This window comes from Paenibacillus sp. MT124, from assembly GCF_058792755.1.
Genome location: NZ_CM179500.1, coordinates 1,740,821 through 1,765,300, shown reverse-complemented (window position 1 = coordinate 1,765,300; position 24,480 = coordinate 1,740,821). Strand labels below are relative to the sequence as shown.

The 24,480-nt window shown below is 45.6% G+C and carries 26 protein-coding genes and 1 pseudogene; 3 read left to right on the top strand and 24 right to left on the bottom strand.

The genetic code is table 11. The features are described 5' to 3' along the window. Positions 1 to 115: 115 nt before the first annotated feature. The 14 genes and pseudogenes from AC3RCI_RS08300 to AC3RCI_RS08235 all read right to left on the bottom strand — a co-directional run bounded on the left by AC3RCI_RS08300 (position 116) and on the right by AC3RCI_RS08235 (position 13,801). Positions 116 to 2,743: a winged helix-turn-helix domain-containing protein gene (locus tag AC3RCI_RS08300; protein ID WP_492528564.1), complete on the bottom strand. Its 2,628-nt coding sequence runs from the start codon at positions 2,741 to 2,743 to the stop codon at positions 116 to 118. A 177-nt stretch (positions 2,744 to 2,920) separates the two neighbouring features. Further along, positions 2,921 to 3,529, bottom strand: a complete 609-nt coding sequence (locus AC3RCI_RS08295) for a hypothetical protein (RefSeq protein WP_492528562.1) — start codon at positions 3,527 to 3,529, stop codon at positions 2,921 to 2,923. A 466-nt stretch (positions 3,530 to 3,995) separates the two neighbouring features. Then, the gene (locus AC3RCI_RS08290; protein WP_492528560.1) at positions 3,996 to 5,921 is read right to left on the bottom strand and encodes an FtsX-like permease family protein; all 1,926 of its coding nucleotides are present in this window, start codon (positions 5,919 to 5,921) and stop codon (positions 3,996 to 3,998) included. Next, positions 5,918 to 6,673 (bottom strand): ABC transporter ATP-binding protein, encoded by a 756-nt coding sequence (locus AC3RCI_RS08285; RefSeq protein WP_221806349.1) that lies wholly within the window; start codon positions 6,671 to 6,673, stop codon positions 5,918 to 5,920. The genes AC3RCI_RS08290 and AC3RCI_RS08285 overlap by 4 nt, the downstream gene beginning before the upstream one ends. Positions 6,674 to 6,773: 100 nt before the next feature. Then, positions 6,774 to 7,778, bottom strand: coding sequence for a sensor histidine kinase (locus AC3RCI_RS08280; protein ID WP_336779283.1), 1,005 nt, complete (start codon positions 7,776 to 7,778; stop codon positions 6,774 to 6,776). Continuing rightward, complete coding sequence (locus AC3RCI_RS08275) at positions 7,775 to 8,464, bottom strand: response regulator transcription factor (RefSeq protein WP_336779281.1); 690 nt, start codon at positions 8,462 to 8,464, stop codon at positions 7,775 to 7,777. Before AC3RCI_RS08275 ends, AC3RCI_RS08280 begins: the two co-directional genes overlap by 4 nt. A gap of 159 nt (positions 8,465 to 8,623) precedes the next feature. Further along, positions 8,624 to 9,364, bottom strand: a complete 741-nt coding sequence (locus AC3RCI_RS08270; protein ID WP_336779280.1) for an SDR family NAD(P)-dependent oxidoreductase — start codon at positions 9,362 to 9,364, stop codon at positions 8,624 to 8,626. After that, complete coding sequence (locus AC3RCI_RS08265) at positions 9,354 to 10,103, bottom strand: class I SAM-dependent methyltransferase (protein WP_492528558.1); 750 nt, start codon at positions 10,101 to 10,103, stop codon at positions 9,354 to 9,356. The genes AC3RCI_RS08270 and AC3RCI_RS08265 overlap by 11 nt, the downstream gene beginning before the upstream one ends. 298 nt (positions 10,104 to 10,401) lie before the next feature. Beyond that, a complete protein-coding gene (locus tag AC3RCI_RS08260; RefSeq protein WP_492528556.1) occupies positions 10,402 to 10,914 on the bottom strand; it encodes a GNAT family N-acetyltransferase in 513 nt (170 codons plus the stop codon). A gap of 24 nt (positions 10,915 to 10,938) precedes the next feature. Beyond that, positions 10,939 to 11,349 (bottom strand): NUDIX domain-containing protein, encoded by a 411-nt coding sequence (locus AC3RCI_RS08255; protein WP_492528554.1) that lies wholly within the window; start codon positions 11,347 to 11,349, stop codon positions 10,939 to 10,941. Between the two features lie 81 nt (positions 11,350 to 11,430). Further along, on the bottom strand, positions 11,431 to 11,955 hold the full coding sequence (locus tag AC3RCI_RS08250; protein WP_492529846.1) for a YfiT family bacillithiol transferase: 525 nt from the start codon (positions 11,953 to 11,955) through the stop codon (positions 11,431 to 11,433). 90 nt (positions 11,956 to 12,045) lie between these two features. Then, positions 12,046 to 12,480, bottom strand: a pseudogene (locus tag AC3RCI_RS08245) (GNAT family N-acetyltransferase); the annotation flags it as partial. A 23-nt stretch (positions 12,481 to 12,503) separates the two neighbouring features. Further along, entirely contained in the window at positions 12,504 to 13,055 is a 552-nt protein-coding gene (locus tag AC3RCI_RS08240; RefSeq protein ID WP_492528552.1) for a hypothetical protein, read from the bottom strand. A gap of 59 nt (positions 13,056 to 13,114) precedes the next feature. Continuing rightward, positions 13,115 to 13,801, bottom strand: a complete 687-nt coding sequence (locus AC3RCI_RS08235) for a class I SAM-dependent methyltransferase (RefSeq protein ID WP_492528550.1) — start codon at positions 13,799 to 13,801, stop codon at positions 13,115 to 13,117. Positions 13,802 to 14,025: 224 nt separating this feature from the next. Here AC3RCI_RS08235 and AC3RCI_RS08230 point away from each other — a divergent pair, with 224 nt between their 5' ends. Continuing rightward, entirely contained in the window at positions 14,026 to 14,799 is a 774-nt protein-coding gene (locus AC3RCI_RS08230) for a sporulation protein (protein WP_239302758.1), read from the top strand. Between the two features lie 167 nt (positions 14,800 to 14,966). Further along, on the top strand, positions 14,967 to 16,340 hold the full coding sequence (locus tag AC3RCI_RS08225) for a hydroxysqualene dehydroxylase (protein ID WP_492528548.1): 1,374 nt from the start codon (positions 14,967 to 14,969) through the stop codon (positions 16,338 to 16,340). Between the two features lie 109 nt (positions 16,341 to 16,449). On the opposite strand, the gene AC3RCI_RS08220 is transcribed toward AC3RCI_RS08225, so the two are convergent. Genes AC3RCI_RS08220 through AC3RCI_RS08210 form a run of 3 tightly spaced genes read right to left on the bottom strand, consistent with a single transcriptional unit; the run spans position 16,450 to position 17,888 of the window. Continuing rightward, complete coding sequence (locus AC3RCI_RS08220) at positions 16,450 to 16,740, bottom strand: hypothetical protein (RefSeq protein ID WP_492528546.1); 291 nt, start codon at positions 16,738 to 16,740, stop codon at positions 16,450 to 16,452. Beyond that, positions 16,740 to 17,294: an AAA family ATPase gene (locus AC3RCI_RS08215; RefSeq protein ID WP_127539267.1), complete on the bottom strand. Its 555-nt coding sequence runs from the start codon at positions 17,292 to 17,294 to the stop codon at positions 16,740 to 16,742. Before AC3RCI_RS08215 ends, AC3RCI_RS08220 begins: the two co-directional genes overlap by 1 nt. A 24-nt stretch (positions 17,295 to 17,318) precedes the next feature. Continuing rightward, a complete protein-coding gene (locus AC3RCI_RS08210; protein ID WP_492528544.1) occupies positions 17,319 to 17,888 on the bottom strand; it encodes a DMP19 family protein in 570 nt (189 codons plus the stop codon). A 227-nt stretch (positions 17,889 to 18,115) separates the two neighbouring features. On the opposite strand from AC3RCI_RS08210, the gene AC3RCI_RS08205 reads away from it, so the two are divergent. Continuing rightward, a complete protein-coding gene (locus tag AC3RCI_RS08205; RefSeq protein WP_336779270.1) occupies positions 18,116 to 19,276 on the top strand; it encodes a glycosyltransferase family 4 protein in 1,161 nt (386 codons plus the stop codon). A 96-nt stretch (positions 19,277 to 19,372) separates the two neighbouring features. Here the strand turns inward: AC3RCI_RS08205 and AC3RCI_RS08200 are convergent, their stop codons facing one another. From AC3RCI_RS08200 to AC3RCI_RS08170, 7 genes are all read right to left on the bottom strand, one after another. Beyond that, the gene (locus tag AC3RCI_RS08200; protein WP_492528542.1) at positions 19,373 to 20,035 is read right to left on the bottom strand and encodes an HAD family hydrolase; all 663 of its coding nucleotides are present in this window, start codon (positions 20,033 to 20,035) and stop codon (positions 19,373 to 19,375) included. 51 nt (positions 20,036 to 20,086) lie between these two features. Then, a complete protein-coding gene (locus AC3RCI_RS08195; RefSeq protein ID WP_492528540.1) occupies positions 20,087 to 20,230 on the bottom strand; it encodes a hypothetical protein in 144 nt (47 codons plus the stop codon). Between the two features lie 72 nt (positions 20,231 to 20,302). Next, positions 20,303 to 21,079, bottom strand: a complete 777-nt coding sequence (locus AC3RCI_RS08190; protein WP_492528538.1) for a Cof-type HAD-IIB family hydrolase — start codon at positions 21,077 to 21,079, stop codon at positions 20,303 to 20,305. A 143-nt stretch (positions 21,080 to 21,222) separates the two neighbouring features. After that, positions 21,223 to 21,792 carry a GNAT family N-acetyltransferase gene (locus tag AC3RCI_RS08185; RefSeq protein WP_492528536.1) on the bottom strand — a complete coding sequence of 190 codons (570 nt, stop codon included), beginning with the start codon at positions 21,790 to 21,792 and terminating at the stop codon, positions 21,223 to 21,225. A gap of 32 nt (positions 21,793 to 21,824) precedes the next feature. Beyond that, positions 21,825 to 22,241: a YhfM domain-containing protein gene (locus AC3RCI_RS08180; protein WP_492528534.1), complete on the bottom strand. Its 417-nt coding sequence runs from the start codon at positions 22,239 to 22,241 to the stop codon at positions 21,825 to 21,827. Between the two features lie 15 nt (positions 22,242 to 22,256). Further along, positions 22,257 to 22,958: a hypothetical protein gene (locus AC3RCI_RS08175; RefSeq protein WP_492528532.1), complete on the bottom strand. Its 702-nt coding sequence runs from the start codon at positions 22,956 to 22,958 to the stop codon at positions 22,257 to 22,259. Between the two features lie 87 nt (positions 22,959 to 23,045). Then, complete coding sequence (locus tag AC3RCI_RS08170; protein WP_492528530.1) at positions 23,046 to 23,825, bottom strand: hypothetical protein; 780 nt, start codon at positions 23,823 to 23,825, stop codon at positions 23,046 to 23,048. Positions 23,826 to 24,480 lie beyond the last annotated feature (655 nt).

The following is a 24,480-nucleotide window of genomic DNA, read 5'->3' as shown; positions in this document are numbered from 1 at the left end:
CCACATGACTCTAACCGTGCTTTTTCTTAAACAGCAAAGTTATTAATTGTCTTTATTGTAGGAGAGACTTCCATGAGAAAATAGTCTACAAAACGATAGACAGCTTGCTGCACATTCACAGCCAGCCCTGCTGTTCAGCAATCTGTACGGCATGCGCACGACTACTCGCGCCTAGCTTCGCAAACACCCGCCTGATATGCGTATTAACCGTTCCTGCTGAAATTCCAAACTCAGCTGCGATTTGTTTGCTGGTTAACCCCTCAGCAATGTAGCCAAATACTCTTTGCTCCATGGGACTAAGCCGCACGGAGGGAATACCATCCCGGTTTTCTTTTGCAAATGCAGATAGCAGTTCCTTTACATAGGCCAGTTTAATGCCCGAATCTGGTATGGAATGCGTACGACGCAAATGCAGGTAGTGCTGCAAAAGGCTCTTGACGGGTTGGCCTTCGTTTATAAAAGAACGAATGTAGCCCTCGGAACTGCCAATCGCTATAGCGCGCAGCAGCGGAGCCATACACTCCTCCTGACGCCCTTGGCGTTGAAGAATCTGAGCCTCAAGCAGTCCACATTCGACTTGTTCCGTTAACCAGTTCCGTTCTTCAGCAAGTGCACGTATGCGTTTCAGCTCATTCAAGGACTCTTCATCATCCCCTAACAAGAATTTAGCCCGCACACGTACAAGCGAGCTGAATACCTGATCACAGCTGATCTCAGGGTTCACCATTTCGATAATAGAGTCATCAACCATGAGCTGTGCTGTTACTGTAGGTTGAATTTCGAGTTGCAATCGGTATTGATGTGCCTGAATGATCGGCTGCCAGTACTCCAGATCCTTGACAGATAACAGAACGCAGAGCTGCTGCAGCAGCTTCACCCCTTCATTCGGTCTACCTTGAGCCATTTCTATTCTTGCTTTGAGAACGTAGGCTGGTACTAGAAGTGCAGCGACTTTGATCTGGAGTGCAATTTCAAGAGCACGATCCGCATAATGAATCGCTTCGGACAAGCGATTTTGCTCCAGCTTTATTTCAGCATAGCCAGTACCATAATAGGAGGTCACATAAGAACTCTCTGCAAACCAGCGATTCGTGATTGCACCGAAGCATTGTTCGCTTCGTTGCAGGGAACCGTTCACACCGTGGAAGCTGCGCAGACGCATGCTTTCCCTCCGGTCATAATCCATATACTGAAACGCAATATCATCCGGATAACCTTGATCGATATAGAATATCAGATGGTCAGACAGCCCTTGTAAATCCCTGTTTAGATAAGCCATATAAGCCCTCATCACACAAACGACCTGCAGCAAGTAACTGCTTATCTCAGGTGGCAATTGGTCCTGTAAATGGACCTGAATCATATGCTCCAGTCCATCAAGCTCTTTCATCATCTCACCATATGGCCGTTCACGAGCAATAAGAAATAAATAGGACATATACAATTTGGGACGAGCCTTCACCACCTCCTGTGGCAGAACATCGAAGTACCTTCGAAGTGTCCACCATTCACCCATAATAAAATGTGCAAATAACTCCTCCAGCAGCCGGGCCGCATCCTGCACATGCTGTCCGTGAATATAATGATCCAGTGCTTCAGCTGCATATCCTTGCTGTTCGTACCACCGTGCAGCCTTCGCATGAAGTGCGTTCACCTGTTCCGTTCCGGAACGAGCAAGCTCACGCCGCAAAAAGGATGAGAACATATGATGATAACGGAACCAGTACGCTCCCCGATCCATTGTAATTAGAAACAGATGCTCCTTCTCCAGATGTCTGAGCAATTGCGGAGCTTCACTTATTTCGGTCAGTGCTCTGCATAGATCTCCATTCATCCGCTGTACGACAGAGGTGCCGAGCAAGAAATGCTGCATTTCCGGGGATTGCCGATGAAACACTTCCTCCAGTAAATATTCGGAAACTGACCGATCGCCGTAGTGATGGTGATCATCCTGAGAAGTTGGAGCCCGTCGATTGGCACTGCGCGATCTTACTTGTTCTGTGCTATCGGTATAGGACAGTGCCAGCAGCTTAAGTCCGGCCACCCACCCTTCCGTCTGCCGCACCCAGTCATGGACATCTGAACTGGTAACGTTGAGCTTCAGGGCATCCTGACAGAACTTTACTCCTTCTTCGGGAGTAAACGCCAGATCCTGAAGCATAACCTGCCTGAGTTCCCCTCGAAGCTTCAGCTTCTCCAGCTTGAGCGGCGGAGATGTCCGACTCGATAATACGAGATGAACGGACGGAGGCATATTCTCAACAAAATACTCCATTTGTTCATGAATCTCTGCTTGGGTTACAGCATGGTAATCATCCAAAATAAGTAACACCGGTTGCTCTGCCAAGGTAAGGTGATTCATTAACAACACCAGTGCTGATCGCGGATCCATGCTGTAGCCTCGCAAAAAATGCCCTAAGATTTCACGGCAAAAATCCGGCTTAACCCGATCAAGCGCGTGAATAACATACAACCAAAATTGAAGCGGGTCCTGATCTTTCTCATCCAGACAAACACAGGCTGCTTGCTCGTGCTGCACCCAGCTGCCTAACAATGTGGATTTCCCTGAGCCCGCCGGAGCAGTAAGCAGCGTGACTTTAAAGTTGTATAATTGTTCTCTGGTTGAACTGAGCCTTGGACGATCCAACGTATTTGGAGGCAAGGGAGGCAGTTCCAGTTTGGTCTTTAATATCATGAATTGAATCCAATTTTCCTCTAGACCCACGGTATGCTCTTGGTGCATTAAAATCCTCCTGAATCAGCACACTTGTGCCATTTTCCGATATGTATCATGTGGTTTCAGCTGTACTACAAGTATACTCGGGAACGCCGCTAAGGCCCTATACTTTTTTGATTGCTGTTGTGTCATAGAAAAAACGGAACCTGCATTTTTCATGCCTGCTCCGTTCTATGGTGTAAACTATTCGGGTAACTCTAATACCCATTTACGCAATGCATTAATTTCTATAAATAGGTCTTTACCGTCATCTTTCGGTCTTGATATATCAAGACCACTTGGTTTATGGTACTCATGCAACATTTTGATCCATAGGAATTCAATAGATCTCAAAATTTCCAGCAGAAACGTGCGGGCATGTATGGTGAACTGTGTGAGTATATGCTGGGGAACTAGCTCCAAACGTATAGCAAACCTTATTTGTCCATTTGCATACTGCTCCATTTCAAGCAAGAGCGGATCAATGCCGTAACTCACACAGACTTTGCCCTGCTCCATCAACATACGAATCGCTTTCAGATAATCGTGCCAAATATTCAAGCCACTTGGGACTTCATATCCAATTAAAGGTTGTCCGCTAGCATCGAATACGTGAATAGCCATCTGAAGAGCGTCAAGTCCGAACTTTCTACTCCTCATCAATCGATTTATCTGATTACAATCATTTACATCGGCATACTGGACTTCGGGCTGTTGTATCACAGCCATCAGCCAGTTATCTATCCCCGTTTCCTCCTCTATTAATGAACCTGGTTTGACAAGCAAAACTTTAGCTTCAATCAGTGCTCTCAACCTCCTTCATCTGATTGGTAAACTGTATTCCCCTAATTTATTTTCCTAATTGAAGCATCTTATAGTTCATCCGTATGTAATTCATCCCGGAGAAAAGCCATCCTAGCGAGCGTGATTCGATTAGCCCAATTCATCATATTCCCCCTTTCATGATAACTCATTGGAAAGTACTCTCACTTCTAATCATTTCGTCCATCATCCATTTATCACCTGTTTTTCCAAGAGGTATTTTTTGAACGTGATATCTAAACCTACACATAAAGACTAGCCAGCAGGCGATTTGAACCTGCAAAACATGTTTATATTGTCATGTTCAGAACAGAGCCGGATTTTCATGGTTGATGGAGTGGAGCAACTGCTGGATAAAGGCAGAATCAATTCCTTGATCGTGATGACAAAAAGGCCAGGCTGCAGAGAGACAGCCTGACCTTTTTACGTGATATTTTTCCATATCATTCATTACGATTTACAACGCTTCCTTGATAACCCGCTTGTAATACCACACCGATAACAGTCCAAAGATGGAATACAGCAGTGTATACAGAATCATGACAATGATTGTTGGTGTCACCAGTTCCGTACCGAAGAAGAACCACCCGGATTTCACCGCAAAATAGCTATGACTCAATCCCACCACCAGCGGAATTCCGAAATTGAAGACCTGCTTGAGTTGAATGCCGTGCAGCAGATTGCCCTGTGTGAATCCGAGTTTGCGCAGGATGGTATAGCTCGGTTTTTCTTCTTCACTTTCATTCATTTGTTTAAAGTATAAGATACATCCAGAAGTAATCAGGAAGGTCAGACCAAGGAAACCGACAATGAACATAATTAGTCCCATACTGGTGCGCTGGTTATTTTTGAACTCGATCTGCGAGAAGCTTGGGGCGGTAAGCTGTTCTTCTTGGAAAACGCCATAAGCCTCTTCTGCTTGTTTATCGTTCACAATGCGCACACCATAATAGTCCGTCGGCTCGCCTTCTTGCAATGAAGGATCAAGATCCTTCTGAAGCTGCTGATAGACCGTTTCATCCACCACAGCTACGGGTGTACCCTTGGTATAGTATACGGGAAGAACTCCCTGTTTGGTTGTACCGACCAACTGTTGATCGATGGTTTGCTTCAAGCCATGCAGAACGATTGAACCCTTTTCCTGAATGGAAATCATCTGCTTAACAACATTTCCATAACCCATAAAGATCACTTCACCAGGCTTCAGATCCATATCATCGACCATGCTGTCACTGACCACGCTGCTGAATAGAAGCTCTCCGTTCAATGAATCGTCCATTACTTCGCTGGCATCGATTTCAATATAAATGGGCTGTCTGTGCTTCACCTCATACGGAATCTGTTTCTCTTCAAGCTCCGCTACAAACCGATTTTTTACACTTGCCTGAGCAAAAGAGAAATCTTCCGGCAAGCTTTCTTTGGCTTGGGCTTCAGCCGAATAGTATGAAATGTAACTCAGTGACAGCATGCCGATGGCAAGTGCGGACACCGTCGTAATAATCGTAAGCAGCAGAGCATTCGACTTCATACGGAACATGATGGAGGATAGCGACAAGACTTCATGGATGGAAAGATAGCCGTTTTTGCTTTTGCGAATCAGATTAAATATAAAACTGACTGAACCCTTGTAGAACAGATACGTCCCCAGGATGACCGAAAATAGGATCAGGAGCATCATATACATCAGCTGCTGCATATCCAGTGCTTGGCCGCTGAACATCCTTGCGGATAATACGTATCCGAACACAATCAGGACAATACCCAGGATGCCGATGATAATCTGTGCGATAGACATCTTCTGCACCTGCTGCTCAGCCTTAGCCGTTACCCGGAAAAGCGAGAGAATACTCTGTGCCTTGATAAAGGTATAATTCATCAGCATGATAAGCAAATACAGCACCGCAAACACAATCAGGGTCTGGACCAAGGCCATCGCAGAGAAATACAGTTTCGTCATCGCATCAATGCCAAGGATCTTGAACAAAATCATCAGCACCAGCTTGGAACCAAGGAAACCGATCAGAACACCTACCGCCATGGAGCCAAAATAGAGAACGAAATTTTCCGTACTCAGAATGCCAAAAATTTTCCCTTTCGTCAGCCCAATTAACTGAAATGAACCAATCTCCTTGCTGCGTCTCTTAATAAAGATGGTGTTGGCGTAGAGCAGGAAAATGCCCACAATGACGATCAATAATACGGAAGACGTACCGATCGCCGCTGCTCCTTTGGTCGAGGCCGCCACTTCATCCATGGAAGGATCATACTGCAGCGTCACAAATGAAAAATATAAGGCTACGCTAAAAATAAGCGCAAATACATATAAATAATAGCTTTTCAGGTTCTTTCTCAGATTGCGGAAGATGATGTAACGCAAGCTCATTGCTGCACACCACCCAACACGCCTTGGGTTTTGATAATGTCGTTGAAGAAGGACTGACGGGACTCGTCTCCTTTATTCAATTGAGTATAGATCTGCCCGTCCCGGATGAAAATCACCCTGCTGCAATAACTCGCGGCAACCGGATCGTGAGTGACCATTACAATGGTAGCCTGATGCTTGACATTCATTTCGCTTAATTTGCCGAGCAGATCCGAAGCTGATTTGGAGTCCAGTGCGCCTGTCGGCTCATCGGCAAATATGATGCTCGGATCATGAACAAAGGCTCTCGCAGCCGAGGTCCGCTGTTTCTGACCACCCGAAATTTCGGATGGGTATTTGTCTTTTAGTTCATAGATGCCCAGTTCACGGGCAATTTGTTCGAACTTCCGATGTGCTTCCTGCTTCGGCACGCTCGTGATGGAAAGCGGCAGCAGCACATTTTCCTTCACGGTAAGCGTATCAAGCAAATTATATTCCTGAAAAATAAAACCAAGATGATGTTTGCGAAATTCAGCAAGCTGCTTCTCCTTCATCCCGGTGAACTCCTTGCCTTCGATCTCAATGGACCCCTGACTTACCCGGTCTATCGAAGAGAGCACATTAAGTAATGTTGTTTTTCCTGAACCCGACGGTCCCATGATGCCTACAAATTCTCCTCTGCCAACCCCGAGATCTATCCCTTTCAGCACTTCCTGCTTATTGAGTTTATTGCCATATACTTTGCTAATTTTTTTGGCTTCCAGTATCCACATATCCCACACACTCTCCTTTGGTATGTCTCTATCATAGGCGGGATCTGCCAACTTATCGTGCGATTCACCGAACAAAACGAAAAAGCATGTGACATTGTTGTCACACGCCCGCAAGATGCACCATGTCGTTTTTCCGGGGGAAGGTTAGTTTGACGGTTGTGCCTTCGCCGGGAGCAGACTCGACGTGAATGTCCATATGAAGCGTCTGTGCCACCTGCCGGGTCAGGTACAGCCCCATTCCGGTTGCTGCACCTTCCAGCCTGCCTCGGGTTGACGTGAAGCCTTTATCGAAGATACGGGGTAAATCCTGCGCTTCAATTCCTCGCCCATGATCCTGAATTGAGAGAACGTGATGTCCTTCCTGCTCCCAGCTTCCGATGATAATATCCGAGGATTCACTGTATTTCACCGCATTGCTCAGCAGCTGCCGGATCATAAAACTCAGCCATTTGCTGTCGGTCAAAACACGCGTGACACCTAGAGACACATCGAAACCGATGCCTTTGGAAATGCACCAGGATTTCAAGGCTCGAATCTCCGCATTCAAAATCGGTTCAAGCTCCGTCTCTTCGATAAACAGATCGTTATGCATAAATGGAATTCGCTTCTGATGCAGCTGCTGATCGAGCAGTTGATGAATTCGCAGCCATTCGTACGTCATCTGATTCCGCAGTTTCTCATCCGGGGTACGTTCGATCATTAACTGCAGCGCTGTGAGCGGTGTCTTCACCTCATGGATCCAGGATAACATCTGGTCCTTCTCCTGCTCGAGCAGAATCAGACTAGTTGAGGATTCCTTCCGATAGCGCTCGGTCTGTGAGGTTACGGCATCCTGCACGATAAGCTCGTAGGGACTTTCGGCTGTATCCAGATCTGCCAAATCATAGGTATGGTCCCAGGTCGTTAGTTTTTTATAAAAACGGGTTTCCCTTGGATATCTCGCCCAGATAAACACCATGCAAATCATCACATTCAGGATAACAACGTATGCCAAGGATTGAAGGGGTATGGAAGAGTCCATATAGGCAACAAACAAAATGATGAGCTGCATGGCTACCAGCAGCAAGATCCAGCTGAGCTTTTCTCTGATGTATTTACCGATCATGCTTCGGCCTCTTCCGTTGCCATATATCCTTGTCCCACTTTGGTTTCAATATACGCATCCAGTCCAAGTGGCTCAAGCTTCTTGCGAAGCCGGTTGACGTTGACCGTCAGCGTGTTATCACTCACAAAGTGTTCATGATCCCACAAGCTTCGAATCATTTCCTCACGGGTGACAATCTGATTTTTGTGCTCTATCAGCACTTTGAGAATAAACATTTCGTTTTTGGTCAAAAGAACTGCTTCTGAACCCAGCGTCAGTGTATTTTTCACATATTCTATCGCTGCCCCGCGCCAGGTTCGAAGTTCGATGCGTTCCGTGTTGTAGTTATACACCCTCCGCAATGTGGCCTGGATTTTCGCGATCAAGACGTCGAAATGGAAGGGCTTCTGGATAAAATCATCCGCTCCCAGGTGCATGGACATGACCATATCCGTAGGATGATCCCGTGAGGACAAAAAGATAATGGGCACGTTCGAGTGAGCTCGAATCATCCGGCACCAGTGGAAACCGTCATACTTGGGCAATTGTATATCAATGATGACCAGCTGCGGCTGAACGTCACTATACTCCTGCATGACTTTCCCGAAATCCTGTATGCCATATATGTCATAAGACCATTGGGACAGCCTTTCCTTAATTTCGCTGAATAAGGATTCATCGTCTTCAATAAGCATAATTTTAAACAAGGTCCTTCACCACATTTCCGTTCTTCTAAGGCTGGAATACGTTAAATTACAAATGAACTAATCCCATCTCAGTATGTTGTCAGTTTACAGCGAAGTTGAAGTTAGATCAAAGGGAACTTAACATGGAGCAGTAAAATCGAGAAATCGTAATGAATAATGTTAGCTCTCCATGGTATGTATGACTTTGTTTGTAACACTGATCTCTTCGATCCGTTCAATGAGCTGCTTGGCTACCTCCCGTGGCGATCTTAATTGCTTGGCTTCATATACTTGATTAAATAGACCAGATAGCACAAATTCATCTGTACTCTTGCCTCTTGCCACAGCCTGCAGTTCTGTATCTACCATGCCAGGATCAAACGCTATGACCTCTACAGGGTTCATCCTCTCAGACTGTTCCATCGCCACACACGCCGAAAACATGTTAATTCCAGCTTTTGAGGTACAGTATGCGGCCATCGAGGGTGCCGGATAACTACCTGAACCCGAGGTCATATTCACAATTTTTCGACGTGCAGCAAGATGATTAGTTTGCCGTATAAAAGAAGAACTCAACATCATTGGGGCTCCTAAACTAATATTCAAATTTTTGCTTATCTCTTCTGTGCTGCACTGATCTATCGGCTTCAAGGGTTCCAGCATTGCTGCATTATTAATAAGTCCTATGAACTCCGTTTCCTGCAAAGGAATATGCTCCAGTATTCGTGTCACCAACATTTCTATACCCATCAGATCACTCAGATCATACTTAAAATGCTTATATAGGTCATGGCCATGCAGAAGCTCAGCAGTCTCCCGTGAAACGCCATAGACCCGGTCTCCCTGTTCCAGTAGCAACTGAGCCAGTTGCAAGCCAATCCCCTTGGACGTACCAGTAATAATAAACCCCCTATTCCCCATGCTTAGCCCCCCCTTTTTTATCAGTAAGCGGTTTTCTCCATAGCGTCACCCACAGGATCGGAAGGCCGAATCGATGATCTTCCTTACCCATCGCCTGCATCGGGCGCAGCTCCACGCATTCAAACGGATCTTCCAGCAAATAACGAAGCTTCTCCTCTGTAAAAGCCAGTCCGCCCTTCATGGATCTCTCTTGATACACTTCCCAGTCGTTCATCACAGTCTCTGGTCCGCCCAACCCTCCAAAACCGGGAGCAAAACACGTCATGCCAAAATAACCCCCAGGCTTGAGTGCATTGGTAATCATCTGAATATACGGGATACGCTGATGTGGCAGCAAGTGGTGCAAGCAGCCGGAATCATAGACAAAGTCATACGCCTGCTCCGGTTCAAGTTCAAATACGGATCGGCATTCAAAGTTCACATCCAGCTGCATTTCGGCAGCTCGTTCCTTGGCCCATGCAATCGCTGTTTCGGAAAGGTCATACGCATCCACGCTGTACCCTGCTTGTGTCAAATAGAGTGCATTCCGCCCGGGTCCACACCCAAGCTCCATTGCTTTTCCGCCCGTAAGTAAACCCGAATTCACTTGCTCAACCAGATTCTCATCAGGCTTGTTAGGGAAAAAGGGAATCGGACGATCCCGATCTTCATAGAATGGCTCCCAGAATTGCTTCGCTGATCTAAACTCTGCATCCAGCATATCATACAGATCCTGTACATTTTTAATCGTCTTCTCCAACGCAATACCCCTCCTTAAATTCCGCCAAAAAGGTGCTCCTGCCTAATCTCTCTTATGTATGAAACTAATCGTTAGTTATCCCTGCAAACTCCTTGATATCTAGCCGTTTTAGCTCGCCATATTGCTTCAAAAACCCACACTATATTATACCATTTTTGCCGAATATATCTCTATTTTTCTTGTACGTTTCCATAGATAAAACCTAGTTCAATAAGGATCAAAAAAAGGACTTATCGCAGGAGATTAACCTCTGCTCAAGCCCTGTTTTACTGCCACGCTCAAATGTATATTATTAATTTTAAACCGTCCTCAATTTCTTCGTTAAATAAAGTACGACGTCATCATCAATGATGGTTTCATCCCCTGGCATAAGGTAGCGATCATGCTTGTGAATTCCCTTGCCATCCGGGATATATCCGCGGCGTGCATACAGAATCTGGGCTTTGCCATAATCGCTGTATACGCCAACCCCAATCCCTGCAGTATCCGTGCGTTCTTGAATCAATTCCTCCGCGCGATCCATTAATCGTGAACCTGTGCCTTGACGCTGATATTGGATCAGCACATTGAAATCATTAATTTCAGGGATTCCCTGCTCCTTGAACGATGGGTAGGGTGAACTCCATAGAATGTTGACGTATCCCGCAAATGCTCCGTCCAGCTCGGCGACCAATGTGACGCGTTCACCCTTTTCCTGTTCTGCCAGGTAGTGAAGGTACTGTTCCACAGGTTTGACCCAGCCTTGTTCCTGAAATACCCGAGAGATTAAGGCTGGATCATGCTCATTCAACGTTCGAATATGTATGTTCATCTTGTCTCTCCCTTACAACATCGTTTAGATTTTAGTAAAACCCGTTAAATCCATATCATACTGGATAGTTCCCTTAGAGGGATACGCTGTCCATTGCTCCAAAAAAATATAGAACATTTCTCCAAAGCTCATGCCCGAAGGCAAGGCATCTACCAATTTAAGCCCTCCAATTTCATGATTCGGAAGCTCAAATGACATAGAGTTGAACTCGTCAACAGAGGCATAATAAACCATGCCGAGATTCCCATTCATTTTGTAAATACCAAAAGGCTCAAGATTGAACCTTATTGCTCCTGTCTCTTCGTAGAGTTCCCTGCCTGCAGCGTTCAGCGGAGTTTCACCTGGTTCACAAGTGCCCCCCGGAAACTCCCATCCTTTGCGTTTATTGTTGTAAACAACGACGTATTTCTCCTGAAACTGTGTAACCATAATCACGAATGCAATTCCTCGTTCAGGCTGCTCCATTTCATTCAAATAAAACCATTTCGGCTCTTTCACAATAGCTGCACCTCTCTGTTAGATCCCCAGCCTTTTTCTGAGCGAAGTGATATGGGCAACATGGTGTCTGCCATGCCAGGAGTAAACCCCCAGGTTGTAATCCAGGCTTGTCGTTTCCTGCGAACCCGGATGATAGAATTGTTTAGCATAATCCTCATCGGATAATGTATGCAGCAGTGCAACCCAGCGTCGATGAAGCGCATCCAGTATTTGCAGGGAGAACTCAATATCCAAATCCCTTGAATCGTTTAGCTCTGCCCATCGCTCTTCATAATAAGGTCTTATCGTTGGTGTATCCTCGGTGAGAGCCAATTTGAAACGGATCATACTGTTCATGTGACTGTCTGCCATATGGTGTATAACCTGCTTGATCATCCATCCACCTTCCCGGTAGGGCAGGCTCAATTGCTCGTCGTTCAATCCTTTTACAGCTTCTCTCGCTTGCCCTGGAAGCTCGGCAATATCCCGAATCCACTGTCCCCTCTGTGCGGCTGTAATCTCGCCGGTATGTTCAAATGTGCCTATCGGGTAACGCAAATCCATTCTCCATTCCTCCTTGTCATATTCCATCAACCAGCAGTCTCTCATCTGGCCCTCGTGCAGCTCATGTTCCCTCAACAGCTTGATTTTTCTGAACCCACATTTCTCATAACAAGCGATGGCCCGTACGTTCCATGTCTGGGGATCCATGACCACTTTCTCAGCCTGCTTCTCATCTGTTAAATAGGCTACCATAGATTGCACAAGTTTTGTGCCCATACCTTTATTCCAGTACGCTACATCGCCTATGAATTGATCTGTTCCATAGATTATCTCATCCGTATCTCCATAGCCATATTCCTTTCGTTCATCTTCCTCAAGCTCATAGAATTGAATATAGCCTATAGGCTTACCATCCACCTCAATCAGGCAACGACTCGTGGCATCCTCCTGTCTGTAAAAATGTTCTCTTACCCGCTCCAGATCATGCGGCTGATCTCGTCCCTCGTAATATTGCAGTACTGCCGGGTCAGACAGCCACTGAACCAGATGAAGTTCGTCTGCTTTTTCCAACAATCGTACAGTCATCTCATTGGATCGGTATATTGACTTCACTCCACACTCTCCTTAATCATCACCATGTGCTCTTTCTTGACCCAATTTAGAGTTTTTCCGAGTACCTTCTCTTGATGCACATAATAGATCTGGGGATCATTTATTGAATGAACATTCTCACTCAATGGAGAGATCGTGAAGCGCACTCTATATGTACCTGCTTCATTAGGTATGGAGAATCCCGTGAAATCCCCATTTTCGTTAGTCGTATTAATATCCTCATCCTGCAACGCTTGATGAACGAGCTGTTCCAATTCGCCTGATGTACCCACAGAAGAAGGCCTTAAATATGAATCGTCCAGTTCCTCATTGAATGACAGATTGCCCCAACCGAAAATCAAAGGGTATACCATGTGAATACCATTGTCTTCCTTGCTACGGGTGATCTGCATATCCACCTCATACTTATCCGTATCGACCTGACGAATGGTGCCTTTCATGCTGACATCCTGCTCCTTCAGACTGGGGACCAAGTTATTGTAGGTAAGCAGCACCACAACAACTACAATAGCGATCCCCGTGATCCAAAATATGGTTCGTTTTCGCATTGGTCCAACCCCCTGCTGCCTCTTTGCATATCGTTGCACCTCAAACTGATAAATTGTTGTTATATGGCGGTTTTTACCGCCTTCCAGATGTACTTGTGCTCTCGCACAGCAATTTTCCCGTTCATGTGATGCTCCTGGATTTTCACCTGTAATTGTTCCCGATACTCAGGCAGTGTGTAATCTGGATTGCCTGGAACATCGGAGAGAAAAAGTGCAAATTCCTGTTCATTCGGGAAAATCATGAACGCCTCATTGAACTCCTCAATCTCGATCTGCTCATATCGGTTGCGAAGCAATCGTTCCTTCACCTTCCTTATGTCTGTATGTATGCCGAAAATCATGCCACCACTTCGCAGCACTCTTCCATGTTCAATGATGGAAGTAGGCCCTCTGCGGTCATAGATCAGATCAAACTGTTCATTTTCAAAAGGGACTTCGGTCTTCGTTGTGGCATACACAAACTCAACATTGTTCACTTCGCTTGCCGCTTCAAGTGCAGCTTGCGCGATACGCAGCAGCTCCTTAGAATTATCAAAACCCGTAATATGACGGGTATGTGCAGACATTCTCAGTGTAAAATCACCATCACCACAGCCCGCATCGAGCACGGATTGATGCTGAGAGAGCAACCGGATCAATCGTTCTTCGAAAATGTCCTCCGCCGATTGACCTTCCCAGGTATATGTAGATCTCCCCTTATATCCTCCGTTTCGCAGGGCGATCATATTGTACCAATCCATTCCCATCGTTACATCTCCTTCCAGAAGGAAATTCCTAATTAAACAATATTCGACAACTGGAGTTTATTTCTCCTGTCTTTTTCCCCATCTTTTTTGGCTAAGCACAGGCTATGTTCGTTCTCAACAACCATTTACAACAAATTTGAAACGACTATCTCATCGATTCCGTATTAAGGTCGAAGTCATATTTTTTTCCATGTATAAACCATTATGATCTGGAGGTTGAGCGGATGTCTTTTTTCAAGAAAATGTTAGCCAGCGTAGGTGTGGGGGCAGCTAAGGTCAACACGGAACTCGATACACCAGAGGTCGAGCCAGGAGGAGTCCTTTCGGGAACCGTCTATATTCAAGCTGGAGATGTGGAACAAAATGTGGACCGGATCTATCTGACCATCAACACGCATTACATAAGGGAACATGATGATCGCAAAGTAAAGGAAACAGCTGTAGTCGCCAAATATTTGCTGACCGAAGGATTTACACTGCAACCTGGGACGAAGCTTGAGAAGAAATTCTCGTTCGACCTGCCAGAAAACCTTCCAATTACGCTCCATAGCGCAGAGGTTTGGGTAGAGACCGGCCTGGATATCTCAAGCGCCGTTGACCCTTCAGATCGGGATAGACTTCGCGTTGTGCCTACTCAGGATATGCGTACCGTGCTGGATGCCATCGACATCCTTGGTTTCCGGCTGCGGGAAGTGACCAATGACTATGCTCCAAAACTTGGCGGCAATCTGCCATTTGTACAGGAGTTCGAGTTTGTGCCTACAAACAAGTTCAGAGGATACCTGGATGAACTCGAAGTGCTGTTCTATCCGATGGGCGATTCCATGGAATTGCTGCTGCAGATCGACCGAAGAGCTCGTGGTCTTGGCGGCATTTTTGCGGAAGCGATGGGTACGGATGAAAGCTTCGTACGACTGCATCTGTATGACAGACATTTGGAGCGAGGAGCTCACTCTGTAGCCCAAGGTCTTGAAGAAGTCATTTCCAAGCATTTATAAATTCAATTCTTGTCGTAAATCAACAGCTCTCAGGCTGCATTTCATGCGGTCAGAGGGCTGTTTTTTCATTTGTTGATTAATTAATAGCCTCTCACGGGATCTTCTTAACCAGCTTGGCTGCTGGAAATAATGGGTATATTAAATAAAACAGAGGAGGCGAATTTCACTTGAGTTCACAACGTAAGAATCAGGAAAAGAACGAAGATTCAACGATTATCATTGGCGCAGGCCTGGCTGGTTTAAGCTGTGCCTTTGAACTTGTGGACCACGGAAAGCCTGTACTAATCCTAGAAGCAGCCCCATATGTTGGGGGACGCACAGGCAATTGGGAAGAGCGCGGGATGGAAGTGGAATCGGGATTTCATAAATTCATTGGATATTATAAAGAGTTGCCAAAATTACTTGAACGGGCAGGCATAGATTTGGATCAGATGCTGGCGTGGGAGACAACCATGCAAGTCCGCCATCCTGACGCAGAAGAGTACGGCGAATTTGGACTGGACATTATCCATGCTCCACTTAAAACATTATCAGGCGTACTAGGCAACAATGATTTTATTACACCTGGCGATAAGGCTTCCCTTGTCCCGTTTCTGGCTGCAGGGTTCAAGGACTGTGTCTCTAGGCCTGAGGAACTGGATGAGATATCGCTACTTGATTATGCTAAGCAGCACGGAGTAAATGAGCAGGCTCTGGAGCGCATCGTTGAACCGTTATCTTCCGGCATTTTCTTCATGCCTCTTGAGCAATATTCGGCATACGCCTTCTTCGGCCTCTTTCTCCCGGGCATACCGCGTATTCATAAAATGCGGATTGGTGCCTTCACCGGGGGCATGACGGATGTGATGTGCGCCCCTCTTGCAGCAGCAATCGAGCAAAAAGGAGGACACATTCGTACCAACGCCCCTGTAACGCGATTATTAGTCGGAGCGAATGGTTTGGAAGGTGTGGAATTAAAAGATGGAGAACGAATTAAAGCGAATCGTATCGTTGTTGCGGCCAATATTCGTCGTTCCCAGCAATTACTTGAGGAGCATTTCAGTGAGCATGAATGGTTCCAACCTTTCCTGACCCTGGATGCGATGCCGCATGTTACCGTACAATTCGAATCGGCACTTCCTCTTCTACCGGAAGATCGGACAACATTTGGACCGGGTACTGATGTTGGTTCGTTCGGAGAACAATCCCGCACTACGTTTCGTGGACGACCTGGCAGAGCTTCTATCATTATGGTAAACCCGGATGAGCTAATTGATCTCCCAGATGAGGAAGTCTGGCATCGGGCTCGGAGAGGCCTTGCTGCCATCGGACTTCATGAAGAGGTTTCATCCGTAACCGAGTATCGTATTGTCCGAGGGAATGAAAACTTTTATCGAATCGCCCCAGGCAATGAACGCAAGCGTCCCGAACAGGTGACTCCAATCCGTGGACTTTATCTTGCTGGTGATTATACCAAACAGCCCATGTTTACCACGATGGAAGGTGCCGTGTTATCCGGGCAGAAGGCAGCAGCCGGCATTCTTGAGGAAGCGACTGAATAGTCATCTGACCTCGCTAATGCCGGTGTAGCAAAATGGGCAGCCTGCGCCGTCATGACCTGACGAGCAGAGCTGCCCTTTGGTGTACAAAAAATATGAGGTAACATGATTTCTAAAAACGTTGCTTTCTCTTCATGAGACCTGACCGGATTCCATAATAAGCGGCGGCAAACAGAATAAAACCAATTCCATAGAGAAAAATCAACCCGGCATCCCATCGAACGACAGCTCCAAATGTAACTTGGGATTGCAAATTAGCAACAGATGAATAGCTATGTGTCATTTCAGGTACGTAAGTCGCTGTCATCCACATTCCTCGAGCTACCTTCCAACCGATTATACCCAAAGTCATGAACAGTGTAACCAGTAATGATTCAACGCACAAACGCCTATTGATCCTCATCAGTTGGCCCCCTTATACACGGTGTTTTCATTAATCAGTCTGGATAATATATGATCCACCACATCACCTGTGGTCAAGCTGTCTGTCATCACATATTCTTCAAATCGAGATCCGTGAAAAGCTTCAGCACACTTCTCCCCTTGTCTGAATGTCCAACCGCCGGGCGAATCCCCGCGTTTTAGCAATCTCTCGTGTAACGTGTCCATTGAAGTCATCAGTGTAAAGTGAAGCAGCTCGGAATCGATCTCTCGCAGGCCACGATGGATGTACTCGAATGGTTCGGTTTTATAGATTGTCATTGGCACGATCAGGTGTTTGCCATACTTCTGCTTGATTTCACGGGCGACTTGCACGGTAAGGACTTTCCATAGCTCTAGATCCTGAAAATCGTCCGTTTTCTCATGTTCCAGCTTCACATCGTCCACTATCACGTTTCTCAGCATATAACCGACCTCTTCCGGATCGAAAATCATACTGCCCGGCAAGAATGATTGCAGCTTGTGCGCAGCCGATGTTTTACCTGATCCAAACGCTCCGTTAATCATCACAATCATGGTAGCTCTCCCCGTGAACTGAATTTAATCCATCAAGATGTGCTCGATTTCCTGTCTTAAGCTGTCTTTGTTATTATCCACATATTGATACAAGAGATCGAATACCTCTTCATTATCTTCCTGCATGCTCAAGCTTCCGGCTTGCAATTCTACCCGCTGCAGGACTTCATGAATGCGCGGCCCATGTGTTTTCAGCGATGTGGCTACGTCGTGCTCAGACAATGCATTCACATTCTGCCTCAGTTGCTCGGATGTGACGCCACTCCCGGATAATTCGTGCTGGATACTCTTCAGGATCTCGGCATCAGCCTCGTTCCCGATCCGCTGCATCGCGGTTATGGTTTCCTGCAGGAATCCTCCGCTTGCATTTTCCAAAAATCCGGTCATGCCGTTCATGGACAGCTCTGTATCCAGATCAATAATCAGGATCACGTCACGCAGAACCTGCGGAAGTTCAGGCCCACATTCACGAATGGTTGCAAACTCCGCACGGTATAGATCCATGGCCACACTCCCCACCACTTCTTCCCCAGACATGGCTTCTAGCTGATCCAAAGGCAATAATTGTTGTAATTCTTCCTGTAAGGTATTCATCCATTTCCTCCTATATACACTAGACCCATTTGCGGTCAAAACAACCTCTCAGTCGCTTGAACTTTTATATCATAGCAGAATAACCTATTTTAATTGAATACATTCATCATTTCTCCTGGACAGGCTATCTTCAAATTTACATAGAGCGTCTTGAAGTTAACCTTCATTTGACCTGCGGAAAACGATCCATTGTTATGATCTTCACATCAAGAGTCATGGGAGGGGTAATGATGCGCCTGGCCTTGTTTACTGACACCTACATTCCCGAAACCAATGGTGTTGCCGGTACACTGCACCGCCTGAGTAACCACATGAACCGCAGAGGTATCGAACATCTGCTGTTTACTCCGATGTCTGTCATTGATGGCAGTGACTCCGCTTCGGTACGAGCGGTCGCCAATATCCCCTTTTTTCTGTATCCGGAATGTCGGATCGCCTTACCTAACCGGAACTCCATCCATCAACAGCTGCAAGCCTTTGAGCCAGATCTGCTGCACATCGCCACACCTTTCAATATGGGACTTCTCGGTCTCAAGTATGCACTCAAGCATCGACTGCCGCATGTGGTCTCCTACCATACCCACTTCGATCGCTACCTCGAATATTACCGATTAAAAAGCATGATTCCTCTCTATTGGAAGTACATCAAATGGTTCCATCGATCCGCCGATGCCACCCTGACCCCGTCCGTGGAAACGCTAAACACACTCCAGTCGCAAGGTATTCAGCGTCTTAAGCTCTGGTCACGCGGAATTGACTGCGATCTGTATTCACCAGATAAGCGAAGAGACGCGATTCGTACTCGCTACAATATAACAGCCCCTCTTATTTTACTCTACGTTGGACGAATTGCCCCAGAAAAGGATATCGCTACGCTCACGTCTGCCATGCAGAACCTGCCTGAACACATGCAATCCCGTGTACATTGGCTCATTGTAGGGGACGGACCCCTGCTTCCCAAAATGCGTTCACAATGCCCACCGAATGTGTCCTTTACCGGTTATGTGCATGGCGAAGAGCTTGCTGCTATGTATGCTTCGTCGGATTGGTTTGTGTTTCCTTCCTGCACAGAGACCTTTGGAAATGTGGTGCTGGAGGCCATGGCTTCCGGATTGCCTGTTCTTGCTGCAAATGCTGGAGGTGTGAAGGATTTGGTAGTACATCACCGTAGTGGTGTTTTGTTTGAGCCGGGCAATCCCGAAGCCTTGATTCGTGAGATATGTTTCTGGGGCGATCACTTGGATCAGCTTCAGATGATGGGTCTGGAAGGCAGGAAGCTGGCTCTCCAGCGATCCTGGGAACATATATTTGACGGATTGATCAAGGACTATGAAGAAGCCATTGAAAACCGCAACAGACGCTCGAAGTCTCGAATGATAACTGCCTGAACCGTGTTAGAAAGACACATGCTTGAGTTAAGCTAGGTAATACTACAAAAAAGTGGGGATGCAGCCAACATCCTCACTCTTTCAACTATTCATCCCTTATAGCAAGGGCAGCAATTCACGCAGATGCGTGATGGAATGCAGAGGACGGGCCGTGATGCTATCCTGCCAAGGCTGGTTGACTTTCATCCAGATGGTGTTCATGCCTACATTGGCAGCTCCCTCAACATCGTTCGTCGGATGATCTCCGATGTAAATGCACTGCTCGGGAGACAGACCGAAATGATCGAGTGCCAGCCGAAATATCTGCGGATCGGGCTTTTTCACCCCTGCTTCTTCCGAAACAATAATCAGGTCAAAATCATCCCGAATTCCAAGCTGATCGATTTTGCCATACTGTATGTCTGTTTTGCCGTTGGTGATTAATCCCGTTTGGTATTTGCTTCGGAGTTGCTGCACCACTTCCCGCGCCTCTTCCATCAGCACCGCGCTTCTTACATACTCCTTGTTATAGAACTCCATAAGCTCTGCATGCGGCGGGTACACGGACCAAGGCAGTTCCTGCAGCAATTCATTGAATAGAAGCGGTTTATCCTTATAACCATCCTGATCAAGTTCAATAATTCGTTGGCTAATATCGTCGGTAGTCTCCAAATGACTGAAGTATGTCTCCAACAGACTTTGAGTAAATCCCTCGAAAGTTCGTGTCCTGTTCAGAATGGTATTATCCAAGTCAAAAATAATGGCTTTAAACTTCTCCATTTTACTTATGCCCCCTTAACTTTATCTTAAATTACGTGGATCTGTTCCTCGTTAGGAGTCTTTCTCCAGAAATTGCTCCAGCTTCTGATTTATTCGGGCTTGCTCCTGCATTATTTTTTTGGTTTTCACTTCGATGCTAAGTAATGTGACTGTCATCATCAAGATACACACCAAAAGAATCAATTCTTCGATCACCCTCACCTCTTTATCTACCATTTTATATTAAAATCCATATTAAGGATATATTTTACATTAAATCCTTCTTGCTCATAACAACTTAAATTTCTTCAATGCATGGGTGACCCCGTCCTCACTCGCTTTTAGAGTAACGTAATCTGCGCTTTGTTTAAGACGTTCTCCCCCGTTTCCCATTGCGATCCCGAGGCTTACAAACTCTAGCAGATCAATATCATTCTCCCCATCACCGAAGGCCATGGCTTCCTCTCTGGTCAGATGGAGATAGTCAAGGACTCTTGCTGCAGCTGCAGATTTGGATACTTCGTTTTTTTCCAGCACATTGGACACATACGGATGAAATCTCACAAAGCGCAATGAAGAAAATCTGGCTTGAAATTTCTCTGCCTCTGTCTCATCCGCATATAAACAAATGCAAACCACTTCCTGCTCCAAAGAATCCATTTTCTGCGGAGAATGCGTTACGCCAAGTGTTTCCTGCAAGGCACCTAAGACACGAACATCCGTGGCACGTACACCATTCATCGCAAACGACTCTGTAAAATAGGAAATGCAGTGATTGTTCAGCTCGGCAAATTCACTTAATTCCCGGACCGTCTGTCCAGAGAGCACGGACTTATGTATAATCTCTTCCCCGATTTTAATCAATGCCCCGTTGGCTGAAATAATGGTATCGATCCCCAAATCAATGAATTCCTCACACAAACTGTAGGGCCTGCCTGTAACAAGCACCACCCGTATGCCTTTATGTATTAATTCGCGAATGGAATCCGCCGTAGCTGATGATAAACCACGGTCTGTTTCGCTCAATAATGTACCGTCTACATCGAAGAATACAATTCGAATCAAACGTTCTTCCCCCTCTTCTGCGTAATTTGGATTGAATCACTGAGATAGACAATACCTTAGCAAAATAACCCCTCAATATGAAATGTCCCACTTCGTAAAAGAGATGACCCCTGTGAGTCCAGGTAGTCATCTCTTGTGCGCTTCTAATTTGCTGCAAAATCCTTTACATTGCATAACCACACCATATGGTCCGTTCCCTCGCCCCAGTAATAGCGTGCCACGGTATAGGGTTCTCCAAACTTTCGCTTCCACTTCTTCTGCGCGGTCCGGTAGCCGCTATCCAGGCAAAATTGCTTAATCCCTCGCTTCTGAAGTTCAGTTGCGAGCGCCCGAATGAGCATTGAGCCCAGTCCCTGACCTTGAACTTCCGGCAGTATGTATAAGCTACCCAATTCACCGACATCATTAAGTCGATTCTCACTGAGAATTCGGATCTCCTCACCGCAGGGTGCATACGAAATCGTTCCAACTACTCTATTTCCGCGTTTAGCCAGCAGAAAAAAAGACTCGGTATCAGTAGACTCACTAGACTTGTCCGGAAGCAATGTTGATTGAAGCAGGGACTTTTTGTGTTCAATTTCATCTTTAATATCATCTTGAAGCGAACCCAGTCCCTCTTGAGTAAACGCCTGCGTGATGGAACGTTCAAAAACCAGGTAGGCACCCTTCACATCAGTTAAATTTAAGGGTTGAATAATAGTCGGTTGATCCATATATAACGGTCTCTCCATTTCATGATGTCTGATTAATCGGTATGCTTCTGCATTAATGATCTTAGTTGATTTGCATCCTCTAGCGATATGCTATATCCCGTGGTGGTGTCTATTCCGTCTACCAACAGGGCCTTCATTTCAGGATCAGTTCCTATAGAAAAATCATATTTGGTCACGGACCGATCCATATTTGTTATACTCATCTTGTATTGCGCTGCATAATTAAGATTTCCAGGTAAAAGTTCTGCATTTTCTATCGCATTCATGATCATCCGAACTTCGGTTGCCTTATCGAACTGAATATCTTGGCAAGGTTCAAATGTGTAATCGGGGTTACAGGTCAAACTGATGAGCGAAGGAAGATTTTCATCTGAACCCGAAGTATCGGCATGTGTACAGCTCGCAAGGAAAACAGCGAACAAGCATAAGAGGATTGCTCGTTTTTTCATTAGACAATCCCCTCCCTAGCTTCCCATGTTCACATTCAGATGCCGCAGTTCAGGGTCCCAAGATTGGAATAACAAGCTCAACCGCTGCACCGTATCTGTCACAAACGCCTGTACCAAATCATCAGTCAAATATGTGGGCATAATTCCGGGCTCATTGGCCTGCTCGTTAAAAAATGAAATTGTACGATCCCTCCAGCGCAGAATCTCTTCTGCGGTTAAACGACCCTCGACATCATAACTCTGCGTGCTCTTGAGCATATGCCACACGTCCCCACTCCAACTGGCATAATGGTAGAGGTTAAAATCAATCTGATCCGTCTCCTTGTAGTACAAACGGCCAAGTTCATCCTTGGTTCGCTTCACATCGTTGGTTTCATCTGTGCTGGTGACTCGTTCCACGAATTCAGGATACACACTCCGGAACCAGTAATAATCCGTCATGACATGCATGAAATAACCGCGTATAAACCACTTCCAGCCCTCATCTGAACGTTGTTGAATATAGACGGAGTATAGCTCTTGTAAACGTGCGATATATTTCTCATCACCCTTAGGGTTGAAGTGAGTGTATTCCTTGTCCTCCCTTGTTGTACCTTCACGCATATGAATGGAATCCGGTGCAATATTCCCAAGATAGAACGAACCTCGTTCAACACGTTCTGGATTAGCATCAGCAAATAGCACAGCAACATGTAAGTGAACCATCGGCAGTGGCATGGAATATTCTCCTTTACACAAGAGTCTGCTGCTCATAGAACCGATAAGAAACATTACTTAACAGCATTTAGCCGAGGAAAAGCAAATTCATCCCTGAACTCGTTCTAACAGAATTGTATTAAACAACTGTTCCAAATCTGTATGAAGAGCCGGCTGTTCACGAACCAACAGACTGATGTACTCCGATCCGCACTCATAGAAAACCAGACGATTATAAGGGGCTGCGTCCCCCCAATGATTCAATTCCAGCCCGAATTTTTCTCGTATCCGATTCTCAATATATCGCGCATAGCCTTCGTTCCACTCCAACCAGTTCCAGTACTCCCCTTGTTCCTCTGTTAAAGAGCTGAATAACGCCTTTCTTGCTGATTGTACCTGGACTACATCCCCGCTCTTTAAGGCAACCAACAGTGAATTGATCCGCTGGACCACATTCTCATCCTCATAAGGGAATTCGTAATCCAACTCCCATGTCACACGTTTAATTTTCTCCATCCTATGTTTAATTGGAAGACGATTTCCGATCTCCTCATATTTCTCATGGACATAACAATGAACATACTCGTGAAACAGAAACACTTTCTGCTCAAAATTTTGGAAGGCTGAGTCTGTCACAATTGCACACATTCGTTCGTCCATATGGTGCACTGGCATGGCTGCCAGACACTCGTCAGGGATGTTAAGATCATCCGGAACCGTTTTCACCCATTCATATTGCTCTTTCTCTGCCGAGTAATCATACATATATAATAGGGCATCAAATGCAACAACCACAGGATAATGCTCTGCAAATAAAGGATGTATGCTGACCAAATCTTTTTGAAGCTCGTTCAAGTCGTTAATTTGTTCTAAAAAAGTATCCACCATGTCATTTGCCCTCTCTTTACTTAATTGATGTGTTAATCATACTAAACCAGTAGAAATAAAACACTGAGAGAAAAATGATAATCTTGTGGTTGATTGATTCATGAGAGACTCAGAAGCGTTCCCCACGTTTTTCACTTAGATAGATATCCAGTGTTTGGATTCCACGTTGAGCAAGTTTTATAAACAGGATAAGAGCGTATACGCCCAACCCGTATAATACCAAGTTAAATATAATTGCAAAGGATGACACTATTGAAAACAATACTTTTCCCTCCTAATCAACATGATCAAAGCAGAAATGTCTAAGCTACAGGTACGTTATTTTTTAGTTATCATTCCTATTCTAGCATATTTTTCCTGAAATTACTTTCGAGTAGACCAATGAGTAACACTATCAGTTACGGGTTCTGATAAAACATAAAATCTCCCATTTAAATAATAGTAGAAGGGAGATTTATAGCACTTATTTAATATTTAAGATCTGTTCTTCACCCAAAGTATTCCAAGTATTGGACTTAGGATTCAATACATCACCATGTTGCATTGTTCTAAACAGTACGATATTGCCCACAGCTCCCATGAAAAAAAGCTCAGTACAAGCCCGCCTGCAACCGTCCCATGTATAGCAAACTAACATTAAGTTTCCCCTTAGTTC

What these genes read in the sequence shown, in the direction of transcription:
- AC3RCI_RS08210 (WP_492528544.1), bottom strand. Translation starts at nt 17,888, where the DNA reads ATGAATACCTTACAGGAAGAATTACAACAATTATTGCCTTTGGATCAG.
- AC3RCI_RS08300 (WP_492528564.1), bottom strand. Translation starts at nt 2,743, where the DNA reads ATGCACCAAGAGCATACCGTGGGTCTAGAGGAAAATTGGATTCAATTC.
- AC3RCI_RS08215 (WP_127539267.1), bottom strand. Translation starts at nt 17,294, where the DNA reads ATGATTGTGATGATTAACGGAGCGTTTGGATCAGGTAAAACATCGGCT.
- AC3RCI_RS08270 (WP_336779280.1), bottom strand. Translation starts at nt 9,364, where the DNA reads ATGGGGAATAGGGGGTTTATTATTACTGGTACGTCCAAGGGGATTGGC.
- AC3RCI_RS08260 (WP_492528556.1), bottom strand. Translation starts at nt 10,914, where the DNA reads ATGAACATACATATTCGAACGTTGAATGAGCATGATCCAGCCTTAATC.
- AC3RCI_RS08230 (WP_239302758.1), top strand. Translation starts at nt 14,026, where the DNA reads ATGTCTTTTTTCAAGAAAATGTTAGCCAGCGTAGGTGTGGGGGCAGCT.
- AC3RCI_RS08170 (WP_492528530.1), bottom strand. Translation starts at nt 23,825, where the DNA reads ATGGTGGATACTTTTTTAGAACAAATTAACGACTTGAACGAGCTTCAA.
- AC3RCI_RS08185 (WP_492528536.1), bottom strand. Translation starts at nt 21,792, where the DNA reads ATGGATCAACCGACTATTATTCAACCCTTAAATTTAACTGATGTGAAG.
- AC3RCI_RS08180 (WP_492528534.1), bottom strand. Translation starts at nt 22,241, where the DNA reads ATGAAAAAACGAGCAATCCTCTTATGCTTGTTCGCTGTTTTCCTTGCG.
- AC3RCI_RS08290 (WP_492528560.1), bottom strand. Translation starts at nt 5,921, where the DNA reads ATGAGCTTGCGTTACATCATCTTCCGCAATCTGAGAAAGAACCTGAAA.
- AC3RCI_RS08285 (WP_221806349.1), bottom strand. Translation starts at nt 6,673, where the DNA reads ATGTGGATACTGGAAGCCAAAAAAATTAGCAAAGTATATGGCAATAAA.
- AC3RCI_RS08175 (WP_492528532.1), bottom strand. Translation starts at nt 22,958, where the DNA reads ATGCCACTGCCGATGGTTCACTTACATGTTGCTGTGCTATTTGCTGAT.
- AC3RCI_RS08235 (WP_492528550.1), bottom strand. Translation starts at nt 13,801, where the DNA reads ATGGGAATGGATTGGTACAATATGATCGCCCTGCGAAACGGAGGATAT.
- AC3RCI_RS08220 (WP_492528546.1), bottom strand. Translation starts at nt 16,740, where the DNA reads ATGAGGATCAATAGGCGTTTGTGCGTTGAATCATTACTGGTTACACTG.
- AC3RCI_RS08200 (WP_492528542.1), bottom strand. Translation starts at nt 20,035, where the DNA reads ATGGAGAAGTTTAAAGCCATTATTTTTGACTTGGATAATACCATTCTG.
- AC3RCI_RS08205 (WP_336779270.1), top strand. Translation starts at nt 18,116, where the DNA reads ATGATGCGCCTGGCCTTGTTTACTGACACCTACATTCCCGAAACCAAT.
- AC3RCI_RS08240 (WP_492528552.1), bottom strand. Translation starts at nt 13,055, where the DNA reads ATGCGAAAACGAACCATATTTTGGATCACGGGGATCGCTATTGTAGTT.
- AC3RCI_RS08280 (WP_336779283.1), bottom strand. Translation starts at nt 7,778, where the DNA reads ATGATCGGTAAATACATCAGAGAAAAGCTCAGCTGGATCTTGCTGCTG.
- AC3RCI_RS08250 (WP_492529846.1), bottom strand. Translation starts at nt 11,955, where the DNA reads ATGGATTTGCGTTACCCGATAGGCACATTTGAACATACCGGCGAGATT.